Origin of the sequence: Streptomyces sp. NPDC006385, assembly GCF_040612485.1 — a bacterium.
Lineage (GTDB): Bacteria > Actinomycetota > Actinomycetes > Streptomycetales > Streptomycetaceae > Streptomyces.
The window spans coordinates 28,770-48,395 of sequence record NZ_JBEXQG010000010.1 but is presented as its reverse complement, the minus strand read 5'-3'; the positions used below and the strand labels follow the sequence as shown (position 1 = coordinate 48,395).

Genomic DNA, 19,626 nt, shown 5'->3' with positions numbered 1-19,626 from the left:
GGAACCGCCCTTTCCCGGCGTCACCCACCTCTCCGCCCTGGATCCGGTTTCATGAAGAGTCACGACGAGTCCATCGACCTGGCCGACGTCCTGCGGACGTATCTGCCGGAGCTGACCCACCCCGAGCTCATCGAGCACGTCGAGGAGCGACTTCGGGCAGTAGCGGCCACGGACGGCGAGGAGGAGGAGCGGCGCCGGCCGGGACCGCCCGCGGCCTACGACCCGTCCCTCGACGCCGACGGCGTCTTCCACGACTTCTTCCAGCACTTCGTACTGCCCTGGGCGGAACTCGTCCGCGACGCGGTACGTGCCTCCTCCGTAGTGGCCGCCTCGAACGCCATCATCGACGACTTCATCGTCAACCAGACGGGCCTTGTCTCCCGGCTGATGATCCGGACCTTGGTCGAGGAGCTCCATCGGCACCGCACGCAGGGCCTCCTCCACGGCGACACTCCGGAGGAGCGGTACGCAGCATTCCGTCACTGGACCAACAGCGCGGCCGGATACGGCCACCTGCTCGCCACCTACCCACACCTCTTCCACCAAGTGGACTGTCGCGTCGAGGCGTCCGCACGGTATGTCGTGGAGCTGCTCCAGGAGATCGAGGCCGGCAGGAACCAGTGGGGGATGCTCCTCCCCGAAGGCAGCGCGACTCCCGAGGTCGAACGACTGGTCCTCGGAGAGGGTGACACCCACAACGGCGGGCGATCCGTCACACAAGTCGTCTTCGCCGACGGCGGCCGGGTCCTCTACAAGCCGCATCCGATCGCCGCGGAGGCGGGCTACAACTCCTTCGTCGCATGGATCAACGACCGCCTCGGCACGGACCTGCCGACGGTGGCCGTCCTGCCCACCGAGCAGGGCGGGTTCGTCGAGTTCATCCCTACCCAGGAGTACGCAGGCGAGCAGAAGGAGTACTTCGCCCGTATCGGCACCCTCGCGGGCATCCTTTTCCTACTCAAGGCCACCGACATCCACTTCGAGAACGTTGTGTCGTGCGCCTCCGGGCCGGTGGTCGTCGACACCGAGACCCTGCTCTCACCACGGCTGCGCGCCCCCGATGCGTACAACGACGGTGCGGCCTCCAAGATCGCGGCGCTCATCCTGCAGGAGTCCATCATCGGGTCGGGCTTGTTGCCGCTCGTCGTCAAGGCTGGGGACGACGAGCACGGCATGGACATCGGCGCCATCGGATACGACAGCGGTCAGCGCACCCCGTACAAGTCCCTCGGCATCCAGAACGCCGGCCGTGACGACATGTTCGTCAGGATGGTGGCCACCGAGACGACCGCCGCCAACGCGAACCTCGCGGTGCAGCGCGCGACCGAGCTACCGGTGTCCGACCAACGAGACATCGTCAAGGCCGAGTTCCGCCGGGTTCTGGAGTACGCGGCTGCCCACCCGAGCGATGTCGTGGGCGCCGTCGAGAGCTTCCTGGGCGAGGCGCAGTTCCGGCACGTCAACCAGGCCACGATCTTCTACGCCCAGCTGCTACGCATGGCAACCCACCCGCACGCGATGGCCGACCCGGTGATCCGTGCCGCCGTCCTGAACCGCGTCGTGCTGCGCACCGGCGACAACCCGGAGATCGCGGACGCCGAGGTCCGGCAGATGGCCGAAGGAGATGTCCCGTACTTCTCGTACACGGCCCGGACCTGCGCACTCAGTTCCCGGGACGGTGTCGTACGGACCGACGCCCTGGCCGAGCCCGCGCTGGAGACCGTCCGCGACCGGATCAACGGCCTCAACGAGGACGTCATCGCCCGTGAGCTCCGCCTCATCGACTTCTCGTTCGTCAATAAGCTGCCGACAGAGCCGGAAAGGACCGGATTCATTCCCGTTCGCTCCGCCGACCGGTCCGCGACTGTGGTGGACCGCGGCAGGCTCGTACGGGAAGCGGAGCGCATCGGAGACCGGCTGCTCGCGACCATGGTGAGGTCCACCGACCCCCGCCATCCGGCGACCTGGATCGCCCCGCAAGTCACCACGGACTCACAGAGCCAGTGGAGCCCGGGCACCCTCGGCTACGACCTGTACGGCGGCAGCCCCGGCCCTGCCCTCGTCCTCGCCGCCCTGGCCCGGGAGACCGGACGCCGCGACTTCGCCGACGCCGCGCGCCGCGTCCTTGACCCGGCCGAGGAGCAGCTGCGCAGCGGCCTCCTAGCCGAACAAGGCGTGTCCGTCGGCGGGATGACCGGCATGGCCGGGACCGCCTATGCGATCGCCGTCGCCCGGGACCTCCTGGACGAGCCGGACCCCGGGCGCATGGGCGATCTGGCCGGGGAGCTCGCCCGCTGCTCCGCGCCAGAGGCCGGCACTGACTTCCTGAGCGGGATGGGCGGCGCCCTGGCCGTCTCCCTGGCTCTGCACGAACGTGCGACCGGCCCGGCGGGGAAGGAAACCGTCGCGCGGGCAGTGCGCACCATCGCCAACGAGGAGGTGCAGGCCCTGGGCGGTCTCGGCCTCCAGAACACCAGGGTCACCTCGTACACGGGCTACGCGCATGGCGCGATGGGCATCGGGCCCGTCCTGCTGCGCTACGGGACCGAGTTCTCCGAACCCGCGGTACGGGACCTCGGTCTGCGGATCGTCGACGCGGCGCTCGGCGCCTTCGACGAGAGCGACGGCGACTGGCCGCGCGTGTGGGGCGAGCCGGAGCGCTCGTACGGTTGGTGCCACGGGGCGCCCGGGCTGCTGCTCGGCGCGCTGACCGCGGTGGAGCACGCGCCGGGTGCCGTCACCCCGCAGGCACTCTCTCGGCTCGCCGCGCTCACCATCAGCCGAGGCTTCGGCAACAACCCGACGTACTGCCACGGCGACCTGGCCAGCGCCGAGATCGTGGCGCTCGGCGAGGCGCGGTTTCCCGGGCTGTTCGGCGCCGGTGTCGAAGACCTGTATCCGCGGCTCTTCGACGAGGTCGTCGAACGGTACGGGCAGCGATGGGACACCAAGTACGCGTACACCAACAGCCTCATGGTCGGTGAGGCCGGGCTCGCCTGGTCCGTCCTGCACCACCTGGACCCGGAGAGCCATCCCTCCCTGCTGCGCCTCGCCTGACGGCGCCGGCGCCCCACGAACCCGGGCCCGCATCCGATACCCGCGGGCCCTGGCACGGAAAGCACCACCGAGAGAAAGGAACGATCATGGAGAACATTGCCATGAACGACATCACTGGCTACGTCTCCGCCGACGAGCTCGTCGAGCTCGCCGACGCGCCGGAGTCCCTCGCCGCGGGTTGGACTCCCGCCCTTGCCACCAGCGTCGTCGTCGGCGCCAGCGCCGCGATGCAGGGCGGTTGCCCGACCAGCGGCTGCACCACGCGCTGCTGAACCGCCGAGCGGCTGACCCCGCGGCGGCCGGGCGCCCCCGAACCTTGCTTCCAGGGCGCCCGGCTCCACCCTCCCACCCCTGACGAAGGCAAGAAAGTGCAACTGAGCGACGCGTTCCTCGAAGATCTGGTGAAGCGTCTCACCGAGGAGAGGGCAGATGTCTTCGGCGCCTTCTACAGCCCGTTCCTGCGAGACTGCGCGCGCGACCTCGCCGCACTCCCCGCCTCGTCCGTCGGCATGACCGCCGACACCGCCGATCTCAGCACCGTCGCCGAGTCCGCGCTCCGCTCGCTGATGGGTGTCTGCGTCGACACCGGGGTACGGACCCTCATCGCCTCCTTCCGCGCGGAGAGCGGAACATATGACGCGTTCCACGCCCGGGTCGCCGACGCAGAAGGCCGTGACGCGATCCTCCGCCGCTTCCCCGAACTCGACCGACTGCTGCGCTTGGTCACCGCCCGAACCACACGGACCGTGCGGGACGTCCTGAGCGCTGCCGTAGAGGACCGCGCCGCACTGGACGGCCTGCTCGGCGCGGCCTGCTCACACCGACGGATCACCACAGTGGTCCCGGGGCTCGGCGACGCTCACCGGGGCGGTCGAACCGTCTGTCTGGTGGGCTGGGACGACGGCACCCGGGCCGTGTTCAAGCCGCAACAGGACAACTGCCGGCAACTGCTCTCCACTCTGCGCACCCTGCTCGACGCGGACAGCACGTTCTTCGGCCCCCTGATCCCCCGGTCCGTCGTCCGCCCGACTCACGTATGGCAGGAGTTCGTCGAGCACGCGGACATCGTGAGCGTCGACGACATCGAGGAGACCGAGGCGCACGGCGCCCGGTACTTCCGGCGCTTCGGCCGGGTAACTGCCCTCCTCAGCATGATCGGCGCCACCGATCTGCACCATGAGAACATCATCGCCGTCCCCGAGGGTCCCGTCGTCATCGACACTGAGACACTCGTCTCCCTCCCCAACTGCCCACCCAACGGCCCCCGTTCGGCTGTGGCCTCACTGAACCTGGACGTCGAGCGCTCACTGCTCAACACGGTTCTCCTCCCGACTCGGTACACGGGCGCCAAGCTGGACGTCGACATATCGGGGATCGGCTGCGTGCGGCCCGGTGCCTCCGAGCACCTTCAGGCGTACGTGGTCGTGGACGCGGGCACGAACGACATCCGTTTCGAGCGCAGCCAGGTCGTCGTCACCCACGGTGCCAACATGGCCACAGTGGCGGGCCAACCGCTGGACCCGCGAGACTGGTCCGACGACATCGCCGCCGGCTACCGCGAGGCCCGCGCGCTGCTCAGCGCCCACGAGGACGCGATCGAAGCGGCCGTACAGGACTCCCGCGACTGGGCGGTACGCCAGGTTGTCCGCCCCACCTACGTGTACGCCCGGTTCCTTGAGGCGTCCACCCATCCCGCATACCTGGGCAGCACCGAGGAGCGGGCCGAACTCCTCGGCAAGCTGCCGCGCCACTACCGGGGTGTCGCCCCAGAGTCCGCCGAAGTGCTGCATCGCGAGGAGGTGGCCGCGCTCCTCGATCTCGACGTGCCCTTCTTCACCGTCGACTGCGACTCCGACCTGCTGCGCGGCGGCCTCGGCGAGGAGATCCGCAGTGCCGCGGGGGCCACACCACGGGAGTCCGCCCTCGCCGCCGTGCGCTCCTTCTTCATCCGCCCGCCCGCCCGGGACCTCACCTACCTCCGCTACGCGCTCGCCGGCTCGGTCGACGACGTCTGGGAAGTGCGCGACGCCTCCCGCCGCACAGAGTTCCCGGATCTGTCCGACCCTCGGGCCTGGCACACCACCATCCGTGACCTGGTGGTCGGAGCAGATGACGCGCCGACATGGCTGATGACCCGGCTGCAGGGCGACGGGCTGCGGCTCGGCCCCGTCAACGCCACCCTGTACGACGGCGGCGGCCTCTTGTTGCACCTTGCTCAGACCGCAACGCGCACCGGCGTCTCCCCGGTCGGCGCGGACATCGAGCGGGTATGCGCGTCCGCATTGTCCCCTCAGACTGCGGTGGACGGCTCTCCCCTGTCGATGTCACCGTTCACGGGAGCGCTGTCAGACCTCGTCACCGACTGGGAGATCCGTCGGCTCCGCCGACCCGACGCCCGTTTCGCTGCCCTTCCAGCAGCAGTGCCCCTCGACATCGACACCCTGACCGTCGCCGACTTCGACCACCTCAACGGCTACGGCGGCTACCTCGTCTACCTCGCCTCCTACCTGGAACACGGCGCCCCTGAGCCGACCGGGATACCCCCGGAGCAGTTGCTGCGGCGTCTCGTCGCCGTGGACGGCGACCCGCGGACACACCTTGTCGGAGTCGAACTCGGCCTGGCGCACGGCAGGTTCGGCCGTATCGCCGCCATGAGCGCCATGGTCGCGGCCGACCTGGACGGAGATAGCGGCGCCCGTGAACACCTGGAGCGCTTTGCCTACGGCTACGCGCGCGAGCGCTGGCAGGACGAAAGCCTCCGCGACCGGACGAGCGGTAGCGGCTGGTGCAAGGGGTACGCAGGCATCGCCTCCGCGACCGCCGGGCTCCTCCTCGCCCTCGGTGAGTCGGCCGGGCGCGTCCGGGCGGAGATCGCCCCGGAGATCGAGCGGCTCGTGACCGGCGACCTCGGTCCCGACATCAGCTTCTGCCATGGCGTGGCCGGCCGCATCGCGGTCCTGTGCCAGCTGGCGGACCGGCTCGACTGGCCCCAACTGCGCACCCAGGCCGCAGCCTTGCGCACCACTTTCCTCGACCGGTACGCGGACGGCGGCTGGACGTGCGGCATCGGCACCGAGCCGCACCTCCCGTCCTTCTTCCTCGGCCTCTCCGGCTGGTACCAGGCTCAGTCGATGCTGGACCACCCCGGAACCGGCCTTCCTCGCTGCCTGGGAGGCCACTGATGGCAGGACGTTTCCGCAGGGTCCGACGGGTCCGGGAGGTCCAGCAGTTCGCCCAGGCCGAGTGCGGTCTGTGCTGCATCGCGATGGTGCTGTCCGCGTACGGCTCCCACGACTCCGTCACCACGCTGCGCCGCGAGCACGAGGTCGGGCGCGACGGCCTAACGATCAAGGAGATCGCCGACATCCTGCGCGGCCGCGGCTTCCAGGTCCGGGCGTTCCGGGCAGGTGCGAACCGCCTCGGCCAGCTGGCCCTTCCGCTCATCGCCTACTGGGACGACAGCCATGTCGTGATCGTAGAGAAGATCGACGAACACCACGTCACCGTCGTCGACCCCGGCAGCGGGCGGCGCAAGTACCCGGTCGAGGAGTTCGAGGCGCACTACTCGGGCCTCGCCCTGGAGGCCGTGCCGGCCGCCGGTCATCAGCCGGTGCGCCACCGTGAGCCGAGCGTGTGGCGGGAGTACCTGCGATCCCTGACAGGCGCCTGCAGACCCCTGCTCCAGGCATTCGTCATGTCGCTGGTGCTGTACTCCCTCACCATCTTCATGCCGATCGCCACCCAGTACGCGGTCAACGACTACGCCAGGTATCTGGAGACGACGCCGATCGCGCTGGTGCTCGTGGCCTTCACGGTCCCGATGGCGGTCTTCTTCCTGCTCTCCGTGCTGCGTTCGGTGTGCCTGGCCACCGTGATCCGGAGCCTGGGCGAGGCGATGATGGGCAAGACGTTCAGGAAACTGCTCGACCTGCCGTACAAGTACTTCGCCAACCGCTCGCAGGGCGAGTTGTTCTACCGGTTGTCCAGCATCACGTCCGTACGGGACATGATCTCCAGCCAGATATCGGTCGTGCTGCTCGACCTCGGCAGCATCATCGCCATCTTCGGCTACATGTTCTACCGCTCGTTCACGCTGGGAATGACGGCCTTCGGGGTCTTCCTGACCATGATCGCCGTCGCGGTGGCCACCTACCGGCCGATCCGGCGCATCACCGAGCGCGAGATCAGTGAGACCGCGAAGTCCTCCTCCCTCCAGATGGAGGCCCTGTCGTCGATCGAGACCCTGAAGGTCTCCGGGATGACGGGCGCCTTCTTCCAGGACTGGCAGAAGGTATACGCGGCGGGCTTGGAGCAGACCCGGCGGAGGATCGTCCTCCAAGGCGTGGCAACCAGCGGCTACTCCGTGTTCCAGGTGTTCGGTCCGCTGCTCGTCCTCGCCGTGGGCCTATGGCTGGTGCTGAAGGGCTCGCTGGACCTCGGTTCAGCCGTGGCGGCACAGACGCTGACCGCGACCAGTCTGGGTACGGTGATGTCCCTCTCGGGCGCCTTCACCCAGCTGATCACCGCGAACGCTCAGGTGGCCCGGGTCGGCGACATCCTCCACCAGCCCGAGTTCCGGGGGGCCTTCGGTGACCGACCGTCCGTCGTGCAGGGTGCGGTCCGGCTGCGTGAGGTGGCCTTCTTCTACCCGGGCGCGAAGACACCGGCCCTTGCCGACGTGTCGTTCGACATCAGGCCCGGGGAGAGGGTCGCCATCGTGGGCGGCTCGGGCTCGGGCAAGTCCACCCTGGGCAAGCTCCTCATGGGCCTGTATCCGCTCCAGTCCGGGGATATCTCCTACGACGGCGTCTCGATCAGGGAGATCAGCGCGGATGCCTTCTACCAGGGTGCCGCGTACGTCCCGCAGGACGTCGTGCTCAGCAACCGCAGCATCGCGGACAACATCCGCTTCGGCGTCCCCGACGCCACCATGGACGCGGTGGTCGCCGCTGCGCACCAGGCACAGATCCACGAGGACATCGCGGCGATGCCGCTGGGCTATCACACGCCAGTGCGGGAGATGGGCGGCAGCCTGTCCGGCGGCCAGCGCCAGCGGATCGCCCTGGCCCGGGCACTCGCCCGGCAGCCCCGCATCCTCGTCCTCGACGAGGCGACGAGCGCCCTGGACACCATCACCGAGGCCAGGATCGCGGCCGCTCTCGACCGGCTGGAGTGCACGCGAATCATCATCGCCCACCGACTGTCGACGATCGTCGACGCCGACCTCGTGGTGGTCCTCGAACACGGCCGGGTCGTCCAGACCGGCCGTCACGACGACCTGATCGCGGAGCCCGGCCCGTACCGGGAACTGATCCGCTCGCAGGCGGACCTCAAGAGCGTCTGACAACAGCAGCGAGGAGAGTGAGGGAGCAGATGCAGCAAGATGGGAAGAACGTGATCTCTGTCCGCGATCTCCGCAAGGAGTTTCGGGGGACGAAAGCCGTCGACAGGGTCTCGTTCGATGTGGCCGCCGGCAGGATCACCGGATTCCTGGGCCCCAACGGCGCTGGGAAGACGACAACCCTGCGCATGCTGCTCGGGCTGATCCGGCCCACTGCGGGGACCGCGCGGCTGTGGGGCCACGCCTACGCCGAACTGCCCGAACCGACCCGCAGGGTCGGAGTCGGCCTGGACGGCGAGGCGTTTGTCGGTGGCCGGACCGGCCGCGGACATCTCCTCTGCTACGCGCCGGCCGCCGGGTGCGGCCCCGAGCGCGTCGAGCGACTGCTCGCGGAGGCGGGGCTCGAAGGAGCTGGGGACCGGCCGGTCTTCGGCTACTCGACTGGGATGAAGCAGCGGCTGTCGCTGGCCACAGCGCTCCTGGGGGATCCGGAACTGCTGATTCTGGACGAGCCGAGCAACGGTCTCGATCCCGAGGGGATGTTGTGGCTACGGCAGTTCCTGCGAGCGTTCGCCGCTTCGGGCAGGACGGTCCTGGTCTCCAGCCACCTGCTCGGCGAGATGGAGCAGACCGTAGACGACGTCCTCCTCATGCATCACGGACGGCTGTTGTGTGCCGAACCCCTCGGGAGTCTGCTGGAAACGGGCGAGAGCCTGGAATCTGCCTTCATGCGCCTGACACAGGCTGAGAACGGAGCACGAGTATGAGTACGGGCACTGTCGCGGTCACGAGGACGGCGGTCCAAGTGCGGTCGGAACTGCGCAAGCTCACCACCACCAAGCTGTGGTGGATCCTGTTGCTCGCCATGGTGCTGTGCAGCGCGGGACTTACCGCCCTCGTCGTCTTCGGCGGCCTCAACGCCCCCAAGAGCCCGCTGAGTTTTGGTACAGCCGACGAGGTCGTCCCCGCGTACAACCTGTCGGTCGCGCTCGCCTACGTCTTCCCGCTGGCCGTCGGAGTCGTGCTGGTGACCCGGGAGTTCCACGCCCGCACGATCACCGCCACCCTGTTGTCCGAGCCCCGCAGAATGCGTGTGTACGGCGCGAAGATCCTGGTCGGGCTGTGCACGGCGTTCGCGTACGGAGCCATGTCGGTCGCGGCGAGCGCACTGGTGGCGGCCGCGCTACTGGCCGGGCACGGGGAGCGCGCGTTCCTTGGCGACGGCCACGTGCTCGGCGCCCTCTTCGGCAGTGTCATGGTGATGACACTGTGGGGCGCGATCGGAGTCGGGGTGGGCGCGCTCGTCCGCAACCAGGTGGTCGCGATCGTCGGCATTCTGCTGCTCACTCAGTTCGTGGAGCCGACCCTGCGGATTCTCTCGTCCTCCTTGGACGCCCCCGAACTGGGCAACCTGCTCCCAGGCGGTGCGGGGGACCTCGCCGGCGGCGGCACGATCATGACGGCGGCAGCAGGAGCCGATGGCGGGACCCAGACGTTCGGCTTCCTGGTCCTGGCCCTGTACGCGGTGGTGATCGGCGCTCTCGGCGGTCTGCGCTTCGCCCGCTACGAGGCGTCATGACGCGCGCGGGGGCGACGGCACCAGGCCATCGCCCCCGCGCATGCAGCGGTCACCGCATCAACCGGTGCTGCGGGCACGTTCCTTCTTCTGCATCGTGACATTGACGCTCGCGAAAATCACAGCAAGCAGCAGCGGAACCACCACGGCGGTGGGATTGTCCCCGAACAGCGGCGCGATCAGCGCGAGAACCAGCAGAATCGCCACCGGGGTCCAGCGGAGGACATCCTTCTTCTTCCTCATCACGGTCTCCTTCGTTGTCGGTTATCGAACGGCGGGCATACGGGAGGCCGGCATGCGGGCTGCAAGCTGACTCCGGTCTCGGGAACCGGTCTTGTGCAAGATGTTCGACATATGGAACTTCACGGTGCTCTCCGCTATGTAGAGAGCATCCGCGATCTCGCTGTTGTTCATGCCCTGTGTCACCAGAGCCGCGACCTCGTGTTCGCGTGCGGTCAGCGCAGGCAGCTGAACCGCTGACTGTACTGGCCGATGAGCGGGCAACTGCACGTGCAGCAGTGGCCGTACGAGGGTGGGCGAGATCCACCCGTGACCGGCGGCAACTTCGTGGACCGCCTCCAGGAATGCCTCGTCCAGATCGTCCCGGTCCACGATGGCACGGACGTCCGCCCGCAGGTCACCGAAGTGGCGCACCTCGGAGCCGTAGCTCACCGCTGCGATGGGGGCCGCGTCAGGCACCTCTGCTATCCGGTCGATGTCCACAACCAGCACGTCGCAGGGTGGATCGACGCGACTTCCCTCAATTGCGACCGAATTCCACCCTTTACGGGAAAACAGTCTCGTGAGCCTTCGCCGAAGTGGCGTGGCGGCGACAACCAGTCCGATGGCTATGGATTCGTCTGCCATTCCTACCTTGCTTCCCCCGTCATATGGCCGCGCAGGTCAACGCGCAGCGCGATCCTATCTTCCGCAGGGAGAACAGCATCAACCGACCCCACCCCTACGGACTACCGGTTCCCTGTCTCCCATCCGGGAAGGGCCGGATACTCTTCCTGCGACTGTTCCGACGCACCGTCAGAAAGGCTATGTCGCTTGGATTTCGATATCCATGGCTCGGCACGCTCTCCAAAACAGAGTGTGCCACCGAGCAGTTGCCTTTCCTCAAGACCTTGGCTGTAGCACAGGCATGAGATTGCCTTTCGGTGCCAGTCCGGTGGCGACACGACGATCGCCCTGACGCCACACCCAGCTCCCATACCGTCCCTGTTCAGCTTGTGAGCGAGTCGGGCGGAGAGTCGGGCGTCGGGTGCGGAGTTCGGTGACGACCTCGGGTCCAGGGCGGTGCCGACGGCCGCCACCCGCTCCAGCGCGTCGAGGACCTCGTCCACCCGGCCGACGCGACCCTTGAGCAGGTAGCCGAGGCCGCTCGCGCCGCCGGCGAGGAGTTCGGCGGCACCCGTACGTCGAGCACGGCGGCTCTCCTCAGGCTCTCCGGCGCGCGGCATGGGCCACCGGGCCACTCGCAGCGTCTCTCACAGCGCCTTGAGGGCATGCGCCGTGGCACGGGCCAGGGCGTCCAGATAGCCCTTGGGCGGCTTGGGGGCGCGGATCACCACGGAGCGCCAGTACAGAGGGCCCGAAACGAGGTCGAGGGCCAACTCCTCGTCGATGCCCGGACGTACCTCGCCGCGCTTCTCCGCAGCCGTCACGATCCCGCTGGCAACACTCGCCTGCCCCTCCCGCAACGCCTTCTGCAGAGCCTCGGCGATCTCAGGGCTGCGGGCCGCCTCGGCCTGGAGGTCAGGGAGGATCTGCGAGGCCAAGGGGTGCCGCAGGGCGCGCGAGGTCACCTCGTACAGCATCCGCAGGTCACCCTCCAGGGAGCCGGTGTTCGGGGTGGGCAGCCCCATGACCGCGACCGCCGACACCACGTCGAGCACCAGGTGCAGCTTGGAACGCCAGCGCCGGTACACCGCGGTCTTGCCGACGCCCGCGCGACGCGCGATGCCCTCGATCGACATCCGGGCGTAGCCGACCGCCGCCAGTTCCTCGAAGACGGCCGCCCGGATGGCCTCCGTCACGTCCTCCCGGAGTACGGCCGCCCCGGCGGGGGGCCGGCGGCGCGGACGCGTCTGGGGCTGGTCGGCGTTGGTCGTCATGCGAACCAGCATAGGGGCGTAGCGACGAAACGGTTGCGTTCCGACGCGCACACCGCCTACGCTCGCGTTGCGACGATACGGTCCCGTCCCGACGTAAGAGAACATGAAGAGTCGCGTAAGAGAAACGTCGCGGCACGCCGCCCCCCGAACGAAAGCAGCGGATGTGACCCAAGCCCTCCCCACACCGCCCCCGCCGACCACCACGGCCCCGACGGGCCCGACGGCTCCGACGGCTCCCACCCCACCCGAGACCGACCTCGCGGCCCTCGCCGCCCGGCACGGCCTCTCGGTCAGCGGCGCCCGCCCCTCGCTGCCGGAGTACGTCCGCCAACTGTGGGCGCGCCGCCACTTCATCGGCGCGTTCTCCACGGCGAAGCTCACGGCCCAGTACAGCCAGGCGAAGCTCGGCCAGGTCTGGCAGGTGCTGACGCCGTTGCTGAACGCGGCCGTGTACTACTTCATCTTCGGCGAACTGATGGGCACCAGCCGCGGCGTGCCGGACTACATCCCGTTCCTGGTGACGGGGGTGTTCGTCTGGACGTTCACGCAGAGCTCGATCATGGCGGGCACCCGCGCGATCTCCGGGAACCTGGGCCTCGTACGGGCCCTGCACTTCCCGCGGGCCGCGTTGCCGATCTCCTTCGCGCTCCAGCAGCTCCAGCAGCTGCTGTTCTCGATGGCGGCCCTGGTCGTGATCCTGCTCTGCTTCGGCATCCCGGTCGCCGCCTCCTGGGTGCTGGCGGTCCCGGCGCTCGTGCTGCAGTTCACCTTCAACGCCGGCGTCGCGATGATCATGGCCCGGCTGGGCGCGAAGACGCCGGACATCGCCCAGCTGATGCCGTTCGTGCTGCGCACCTGGATGTACACGTCGGGCGTGATGTTCAGCATCAGCCACATGATGAGCAAGCACACGGACTGGCCGTCCTGGGTGACGTCGGCCCTCATGGCCAACCCCGCGGCCGTCTACATCGACCTGATGCGCTTCGCACTCATCGACAGCTTCCACTCGGGCCAGCTGCCGACGCACGTCTGGCTGATCGCGACGGGCTGGGCCCTGCTCGCCGGCGTCGGCGGCTTCATCTACTTCTGGAAGGCTGAGGAGACGTACGGCCGTGGCTGACCACACCAGCGAGAAGATCCCCACCGTCATCGCCGACGGTGTCGACATCGTCTACCGCGTCAACGGCACGGGCGCCGGCCGCGGCTCCGCCACCGCCGCCCTGAACCGCATCCTGCGCCGCAGGCAGACCGAGAAGGCGGCCGGCGTGCGCAGGGTGCACGCCGTCAAGAACGTCTCCTTCGTCGCGTACCGGGGCGAGGCCATCGGCCTCATCGGCACCAACGGCTCCGGCAAGTCGACCCTGCTCAAGGCCGTCGCCGGACTCCTCCCGGTCGAGAACGGCCGCATCCACACGGACGGCCAGCCCTCGCTCCTCGGCGTGAACGCGGCCCTCATGAACGACCTCACCGGCGAGCGCAACGTCCATCTCGGCGGCCTCGCCATGGGCATGTCCCGTGAGCAGATCAGGGAGCGCTACCAGGAGATCGTCGACTTCTCCGGGATCAACGAGAAGGGCGACTTCATCACCCTGCCCATGCGCACGTACTCGTCCGGCATGGCGGCCCGCCTGCGTTTCTCCATAGCCGCCGCCAAGGACCACGACGTCCTGCTGATCGACGAGGCGCTGGCGACGGGGGACCGTTCCTTCCAGAAGCGCTCCGAGGCCCGGATCCGCGAGCTGCGCAAGCATGCGGGCACGGTGTTCCTGGTCAGCCACAACAACAAGTCCATCCGCGACACCTGTGACCGCGTCCTGTGGCTGGAGCGCGGCGAGCTGCGCATGGACGGACCGACGGACGAGGTGCTGAAGGAGTACGAGGCGTTCACGGGCGACAAGGCGGCCAAGCCGGCCAAGCCGGCCCCGAAACCCAAGCCGAAGCCCGCTCCCGCCGCGGCCCCGGTTCCCTCGTGAGGCGCAACTGCGGGTCACCCTTTCATCCCATTGGTGTCACTATGTTCTAGGTCGGGTTCCAGGCCGGACAGGGTGCGCCCGGCACGATGAGAAGGTGAAGGAGTCCCTGCCATGCCCGTCCCCGCGATGCCCGAGCTCAGCGTCATCGTCCACGGGCCCAACACCCAGGACCGCCTGACCGGACTCCTCGCCTCCCTGGCCGCGCACCCGCACCCCGGCGTCGAGGTGATCGTGGCGGCGGTCGGCGCCTGGGCCCAGGAGACGGCCCGGGCGTACGCGCCCGAGATGCTGGTGCTGCCCCTGCCGGACGGGACGGACAACGCCGCGGCGCGGTCGGCGGGGGCGGCCCGGGCCGCCGGCCGCTGGCTGCACTTCGTGCACGCCAAGGACGGCCTGCCCGTCGGCGCCCCGCGCATGGTCGCCGAACGCGCCGCGGACCTGCCCGCGGAGGTGGACGTCCTCCTCTTCGACCACGTCCGCTCCACCTGGGAGACCTCGGGCCTCCCCTCCGACGACGGTCCTCTCCTGGCCCGCGCGGGCCGCGCCGCCCACCCCCTGGACGCCCTCGCCCGCGCCGCGCTCCGCGTCACCCCGCTCCTCGGCAACCGCGCGCTGCGCACCACCTTCTGGCGGGCGCACGAAGCCGAACTCACCACCCCGGACGAGCCGTTCGCGGCCTACGCCTCGCTGCTCCTCGCCGACCACATCGCCGCCCTGAACCAAGTGGCATACGACAGCCACGAACTGCGCCCCGAGAGCCTCCCCCCGGTCACCCCAGAGGAGCACTTCGCCCTGGTCGACCGCTACGAAACGCTCCTCACCCGCGCCCGGAACCGCACCCCCGCCACCCCCACCACCGGCCCGGCCCCCCACACCGTCCTGTACGACGTCATGGTCCGCGACTGCCTGCGCACCTTCGCCCGCACGCACATGCCGGACGCCGCGGCCAGGGAGTTCTTCCGCCGCGCCGCCGAAGCGGCCGTACGGCACCGCCCGCCCGAGTACCGCCGCCCCGCCGGCCCCGAGGGCATCCGCCGTGCCCTCCTGGAGGAGAACGCGTACACCAGGTACCGCGCCTTCCAGGCCGCCAACCGCGCCCGCCGCGCCGCGAAGTCGGCCGTACGCGGCCGGGGACGCCAGGTCGCCGCCGCCGTCGGCGACCGCCACTACCGCAAGGCCCTGTCCCGCCCGGTCGACCCCGGCCTGGCCGTCTTCGCGGCGTACTGGAACCGCGGAGTCGCCTGCAACCCGGCGGCGATCGCAGCCAAGCTCACCGAACTCGCCCCGCAGATCCACCCGGTGTGGGTGGTGACGCCGGAGAACGCGCCCCTCCTGCCGCCCCACACGGACCACGTCCTCCCCGGCACCCGCCGCTACCGCGAGGTGCTGGCCACGGCGAAGTACCTGGTCAACAACGTCAACTACCCCAACGCGGTCGTGAAACGCCCGGACGCGGTCCACCTCCAGACCCACCACGGCACCCCGCTCAAACGCATGGGCGTGGACCAGAGGGAGTTCCCGGCCGCCGCCAAGGGTCTCGACTTCCAGGCCCTGCTCGCCCGGATCGACAAGTGGGACTACAGCGTCTCCGCGAACAGCCACTCCACCCGCATGTGGGAGCGCGCGTACCCCTCCCGGTTCACGTCCCTCGACTACGGCTACCCGCGCAACGACGTCTTCTACTCGGCCACCGCCGCCGACATCCGCGCCGTCCGCGACCGCCTCGGCATCCCCCCGACCCACCGCGCGATCCTCTACGCCCCCACCCACCGCGACTACGAGGCCGGCTGGACCCCCCGCCTCGACCTCGCCACCCTCGCCGACCAGCTCGGCGAGGACACGGTCCTGCTGATCCGCGGCCACTACTTCTACGACGGCACGCCGTCCCCCCTGACCGCCCTGCGCCGCACCGGCCGGATCATCGACGTCTCGGCCTACGACCCGGTCGAGGACCTGTCCCTGGCCGCGGACGCGCTGGTCACGGACTACTCGTCCATCATGTTCGACTACGCCAACCTCGACCGCCCGATCGTCGTCTACGCCGACGACTGGGAGACCTACCGCTCCACCCGCGGCGTCTACTTCGACCTGCTGGCCGAGCCACCGGGCCAGGTGGCCCGCACCCAGCGGGAACTGACCGAGATCCTCACCACCGAGGCATGGCACGACGAGGGCGCCGCGAAGGCCCGGGCGGCCTTCCGTCGCCGCTTCTGCGAGTACGACGACGGACACGCCGCCGAGCGGGTCGTACGCCGCGTGTTCCTGGGCGAGAGCGAGGATGCCCTGCCGCCGGTGATCCCGCTGGAGCTACGCACACCCGCGCCGAGCCCGAGGGAGGCCGTATGACTGCGGACGTCACGGTGACGGTCATCGTCTACAACGACGCCGAACGCCTCCCCCGCGCCGTGGAGTCGGTGCGCCGGCAGACCCACGCCAACATCGAGATCATCATCAGCGACGACCACTCGACGGACGAAACGCCGCGTGTGGCAAGCGAGTTGGCGTCCCAGGACCCCCGCGTCCAGCACCTCCGGCTGCCCGAGAACAGCGGCGGTTGCAGCGCCCCGCGCAACCGTGCCCTGGAGATCGCCAGGGCGCCGTACGTCATGTTCCTGGACAGCGACGACGAGCTCACCAAGGACGCCGTGGAACTGCTCCTGGCGGCCCACCGGGAGCGGGAGATCGACTTCGCGATGGGCGCGGTGGTGCGGGTCCGGGAGGACAGCGGCCGCCGTACGAAGTGGATGCCGCACCTGGTCGCCGAGCGCCGCACGGTGCTGGGCATCGAGTCCGAGCCACGGCTGCTGTTCGAGCACCTGTCGACGAGCAAGATGTACGCCCGCGCCTTCCTGGACCGCCACGACCTGCGGTTCCCGGAGGGCATCCACTACGAGGACCAGCTGTTCACGGCGCAGGCGTACTGTCTGGCCAAGGAGTTCACGATCATCCCGGAGCCGGTGTACCGCTGGCACATCGCGCCCTACGCGGACACGGAAGCGGCATCGATCTCCAACCAGCGCCACAAACTGGACAACGTCCGCGACCGCGTCCACGTCCAGCGCCTCATCGACGACTTCCTCGTGGAGAGCGGTCACGGAGCGCTGCGCGAGGACAAGGACTACAAGTTCCTCAAGCACGACTTCCGGATGTACGCCGGGGACCTGCCGTACCGGGAGGACGACTGGCTGGCGTCCTTCGCGGACATCATGATCCCCTACCTGGAGACCCTCTCCCCCGCCGCCTACGCCCGACTGCCCCGTACGGAACGGGTGGTCCTGCAACTGGTCCGCGAACGCCGCTTCCCCGAGGCCCGGGTGGCGGCACGGGGTCTCGGCCGCGCGGTGGCGCCGCGACAGGTCACGCCGGACACGGACGGCCACACCTACTGGGGCGACGGCATCCCGGCCACGGACTGGGCCCGTCGCGAACTGGAACTGTCCGACCTGGAGTTGGACACCCGTCCGTTCCGCAGCGCCCAGTTCCGCCACGAGATCACGGAACTCAGCCGCGGCCCCGGCGCCTCGATCGACCTCACCATCCGCACCTACGACCCCGGCCTGCGTCTCCCGGTCGGCCCCCACCGCGCGAGCCTCCTCCTCGCCCCCGGCCGACGCCGCCTGACGGCCCCCTTCCGCCTGTCCCCCGTCCGCCCCGGCATCTTCGAGGGCCAGGTCCATCTCGACCTGACGTCGGCCCCGGTTCCCCTCCACGGCTTCGCCGGCGTACGCCACCCCCTGCTCCGCCTCGAACACCAGGGCCTGCGCCACACGGCCGTCCTTCTGGCCCCCCTGTCCTTCCCGCCCCTGACCGCCCGCATCACCTACCACGCCGGCACGGCCCCCCACCGTGTCACGGTCGAACCGGAGGGCCGCGGCCCAGGCCGCCTCCAGATCCGCTGGCAGCCGCTGGGCGTGACGGCGAGCCTGGTTCGCCCGGCGGTACGCCGCCTGTCCCGCCCCACCGTCAAGAAAGCGGCCCGCCTGCTGAGAAGCGCACTGCGCTAGGGCCTGTTGCGGCGGCGAGGGCGTCTCCCCTCACCGCACCACCTCGTACAGCACCTGGCCACCCGGCCCGCGAGCCACCACCCGCAACCCCGAGTCCCGCACCCCGCGATCCCCCGCCCCACCCCGGTCCACCACCCACCGCACCCGATACGCCGCCACGATCCCCCGCCGCACACCCCCCGACGTCCCCACCGCGAAGTACCGCCGCACCGCGGCCTCCCGCGCCCCCTCGTCCGGCAGGAAGAAGTCGGGATACCCCGGCGCCACGGTGTACGCCCCGTACGCCGGAAGCTGCCGCGCCGGAAACGTCCGCGCCATGACCACGTCCCCGTACTTCACCCAGGGCGTCACCCAGTGGTACCCCACCCACGGCGCCCGGTACTTCTCCGCGACCGCCTCCGGCAACGCCCCGCGCGGCACGACGTACCCAACCGTCCCGACCTGCGTCCACGCCCCCACCACCAGCGCCCCGGCAAGCACCCCCGCCCCCACGCCACGCCAGGCACGCCGCCCCTCGACCACCGCCAAGGCCGCAGCGACCTGCGCCGGAATCACCACCGCCGGCAGCGCCCTCCCCCACGAGTGGTGCCCGCTCACCCCACCCGCCACCACGACCACCACCCCCAGCGCGAAGAACAGCACCAGCGGATCCAGCCGGTCCCGCCACCACCGCAGCCCCAGTGCCGCCACCCCCAGCAGCACCAGCCAGTACCTCCCCACCAGGTCCCGGTACAGCCCCCTGTGCACCGACTCCAGATCGGCCCCCGCCCCGAACAACGCGAAGAAGTCGTAGTACGGCCACACCCACAGCACCGCCAGCCCGACCGCCAGCCCACCCCCCAGCCGGACCCATACCGCTCGCCCGGGCCGCCCGGCGACCACCGTGGCCATGGCTCCCAGTGAGGCCACGACCCCCGAGAACTGATGGCAGAGCAGAATCGCCGCCCACAGCGCACCCAGCCCGACCCACACGCCCCACCGGCCCCACCGGCCCCACCCGCCCCAAGACCGCGAACGCACCGCCGTCGCCAGCCAAGCCCAGAAGTGGAACGCCAGCCCCAACGCGAACACACTCGGGTACGACACCGTGAGCGCCAGCGACTTCAGCCCGAGAAACCCGCTCCACTCGAACAGCGAGGTCCCCCACAGAAACACCAGGCACAGCACGGCGACCGCGGGCGCGGCCCGATGCGCGCTCAGCGTCCGCACGTACCGCCACACACCGCTGACGAGCAGCGCGAGCCCGACCACCGCACCCACGCGCAGTACGACGAAGACCGACGCCCCCGTCACCCGGGCGACGCACCCGAGCACCAGCATCCACGGCGAGTAGTACGGACTCGGCGTGTCCGCGTCGACCAGTGGATTGCCGGGGTCGACCAGGTCGTGCCGCAGACGCTCGACGGTCGCCGCGTGCATACCGAGGTCACCGGCCCACGGCAGCCGGACGATCACCAGGAGCAGCAGCAGGACGACCAGCGCGGCGGCGATCTGCGCAGCGCCCGTCGCTGTCCGCAGCGCGGCCCGCGTCGTGCTCACCCGAGCACTGTAATTC

Annotated in this window: 14 protein-coding genes and 1 pseudogene; 10 read left to right on the top strand and 5 right to left on the bottom strand. The window is 69.8% G+C overall.

Features of this window, described 5'->3' with window-relative positions:
- Window positions 1-51: 51 nt before the first annotated feature.
- The 6 genes from lanM (ABZ078_RS10405) to ABZ078_RS10380 all read left to right on the top strand — a co-directional run bounded on the left by lanM (ABZ078_RS10405) (window position 52) and on the right by ABZ078_RS10380 (window position 9,977).
- Window positions 52-3,057 carry a type 2 lanthipeptide synthetase LanM gene (gene lanM, locus ABZ078_RS10405; protein WP_356573654.1) on the top strand — a complete coding sequence of 1,002 codons (3,006 nt, stop codon included), beginning with the start codon at window positions 52-54 and terminating at the stop codon, window positions 3,055-3,057.
- Window positions 3,058-3,158: 101 nt separating this feature from the next.
- Window positions 3,159-3,329 (top strand): class II lanthipeptide, LchA2/BrtA2 family, encoded by a 171-nt coding sequence (locus ABZ078_RS10400; protein ID WP_356573653.1) that lies wholly within the window; start codon window positions 3,159-3,161, stop codon window positions 3,327-3,329.
- Window positions 3,330-3,425: 96 nt separating this feature from the next.
- Entirely contained in the window at window positions 3,426-6,239 is a 2,814-nt protein-coding gene (gene lanM, locus ABZ078_RS10395; protein WP_356573651.1) for a type 2 lanthipeptide synthetase LanM, read from the top strand.
- Window positions 6,239-8,401 carry a peptidase domain-containing ABC transporter gene (locus tag ABZ078_RS10390; RefSeq protein WP_356573649.1) on the top strand — a complete coding sequence of 721 codons (2,163 nt, stop codon included), beginning with the start codon at window positions 6,239-6,241 and terminating at the stop codon, window positions 8,399-8,401. Before lanM (ABZ078_RS10395) ends, ABZ078_RS10390 begins: the two co-directional genes overlap by 1 nt.
- Before the next feature lie 50 nt (window positions 8,402-8,451).
- Window positions 8,452-9,165: an ATP-binding cassette domain-containing protein gene (locus ABZ078_RS10385; protein WP_356573647.1), complete on the top strand. Its 714-nt coding sequence runs from the start codon at window positions 8,452-8,454 to the stop codon at window positions 9,163-9,165.
- A complete protein-coding gene (locus ABZ078_RS10380) occupies window positions 9,162-9,977 on the top strand; it encodes an ABC transporter permease (RefSeq protein WP_356573645.1) in 816 nt (271 codons plus the stop codon). The genes ABZ078_RS10385 and ABZ078_RS10380 overlap by 4 nt, the downstream gene beginning before the upstream one ends.
- A gap of 57 nt (window positions 9,978-10,034) precedes the next feature.
- Here ABZ078_RS10380 and ABZ078_RS10375 read toward each other — a convergent pair whose 3' ends face one another.
- The 4 genes and pseudogenes from ABZ078_RS10375 to ABZ078_RS10360 form a co-directional block, all read right to left on the bottom strand.
- Window positions 10,035-10,217 carry a hypothetical protein gene (locus tag ABZ078_RS10375; protein ID WP_356573643.1) on the bottom strand — a complete coding sequence of 61 codons (183 nt, stop codon included), beginning with the start codon at window positions 10,215-10,217 and terminating at the stop codon, window positions 10,035-10,037.
- 21 nt (window positions 10,218-10,238) lie between these two features.
- Complete coding sequence (locus ABZ078_RS10370) at window positions 10,239-10,841, bottom strand: response regulator transcription factor (protein WP_356573641.1); 603 nt, start codon at window positions 10,839-10,841, stop codon at window positions 10,239-10,241.
- 367 nt (window positions 10,842-11,208) lie between these two features.
- A pseudogene (locus tag ABZ078_RS10365) lies at window positions 11,209-11,395 on the bottom strand (DNA-binding response regulator); the annotation flags it as partial.
- Window positions 11,396-11,467: 72 nt separating this feature from the next.
- The gene (locus ABZ078_RS10360) at window positions 11,468-12,106 is read right to left on the bottom strand and encodes a TetR/AcrR family transcriptional regulator (RefSeq protein WP_356573639.1); all 639 of its coding nucleotides are present in this window, start codon (window positions 12,104-12,106) and stop codon (window positions 11,468-11,470) included.
- Window positions 12,107-12,257: 151 nt separating this feature from the next.
- Here ABZ078_RS10360 and ABZ078_RS10355 point away from each other — a divergent pair, with 151 nt between their 5' ends.
- From ABZ078_RS10355 to ABZ078_RS10340, 4 genes are all read left to right on the top strand, one after another.
- Window positions 12,258-13,214, top strand: a complete 957-nt coding sequence (locus tag ABZ078_RS10355; RefSeq protein ID WP_356573637.1) for an ABC transporter permease — start codon at window positions 12,258-12,260, stop codon at window positions 13,212-13,214.
- Complete coding sequence (locus ABZ078_RS10350; RefSeq protein ID WP_356573635.1) at window positions 13,207-14,067, top strand: ABC transporter ATP-binding protein; 861 nt, start codon at window positions 13,207-13,209, stop codon at window positions 14,065-14,067. The genes ABZ078_RS10355 and ABZ078_RS10350 overlap by 8 nt, the downstream gene beginning before the upstream one ends.
- 126 nt (window positions 14,068-14,193) lie before the next feature.
- A complete protein-coding gene (locus tag ABZ078_RS10345) occupies window positions 14,194-16,413 on the top strand; it encodes a CDP-glycerol glycerophosphotransferase family protein (RefSeq protein WP_356573914.1) in 2,220 nt (739 codons plus the stop codon).
- On the top strand, window positions 16,410-18,071 hold the full coding sequence (locus ABZ078_RS10340; protein WP_356573633.1) for a glycosyltransferase family 2 protein: 1,662 nt from the start codon (window positions 16,410-16,412) through the stop codon (window positions 18,069-18,071). Before ABZ078_RS10345 ends, ABZ078_RS10340 begins: the two co-directional genes overlap by 4 nt.
- Window positions 18,072-18,101: 30 nt before the next feature.
- Here ABZ078_RS10340 and ABZ078_RS10335 read toward each other — a convergent pair whose 3' ends face one another.
- Window positions 18,102-19,610, bottom strand: coding sequence for a hypothetical protein (locus ABZ078_RS10335; protein ID WP_356573631.1), 1,509 nt, complete (start codon window positions 19,608-19,610; stop codon window positions 18,102-18,104).
- Window positions 19,611-19,626: the final 16 nt, after the last annotated feature.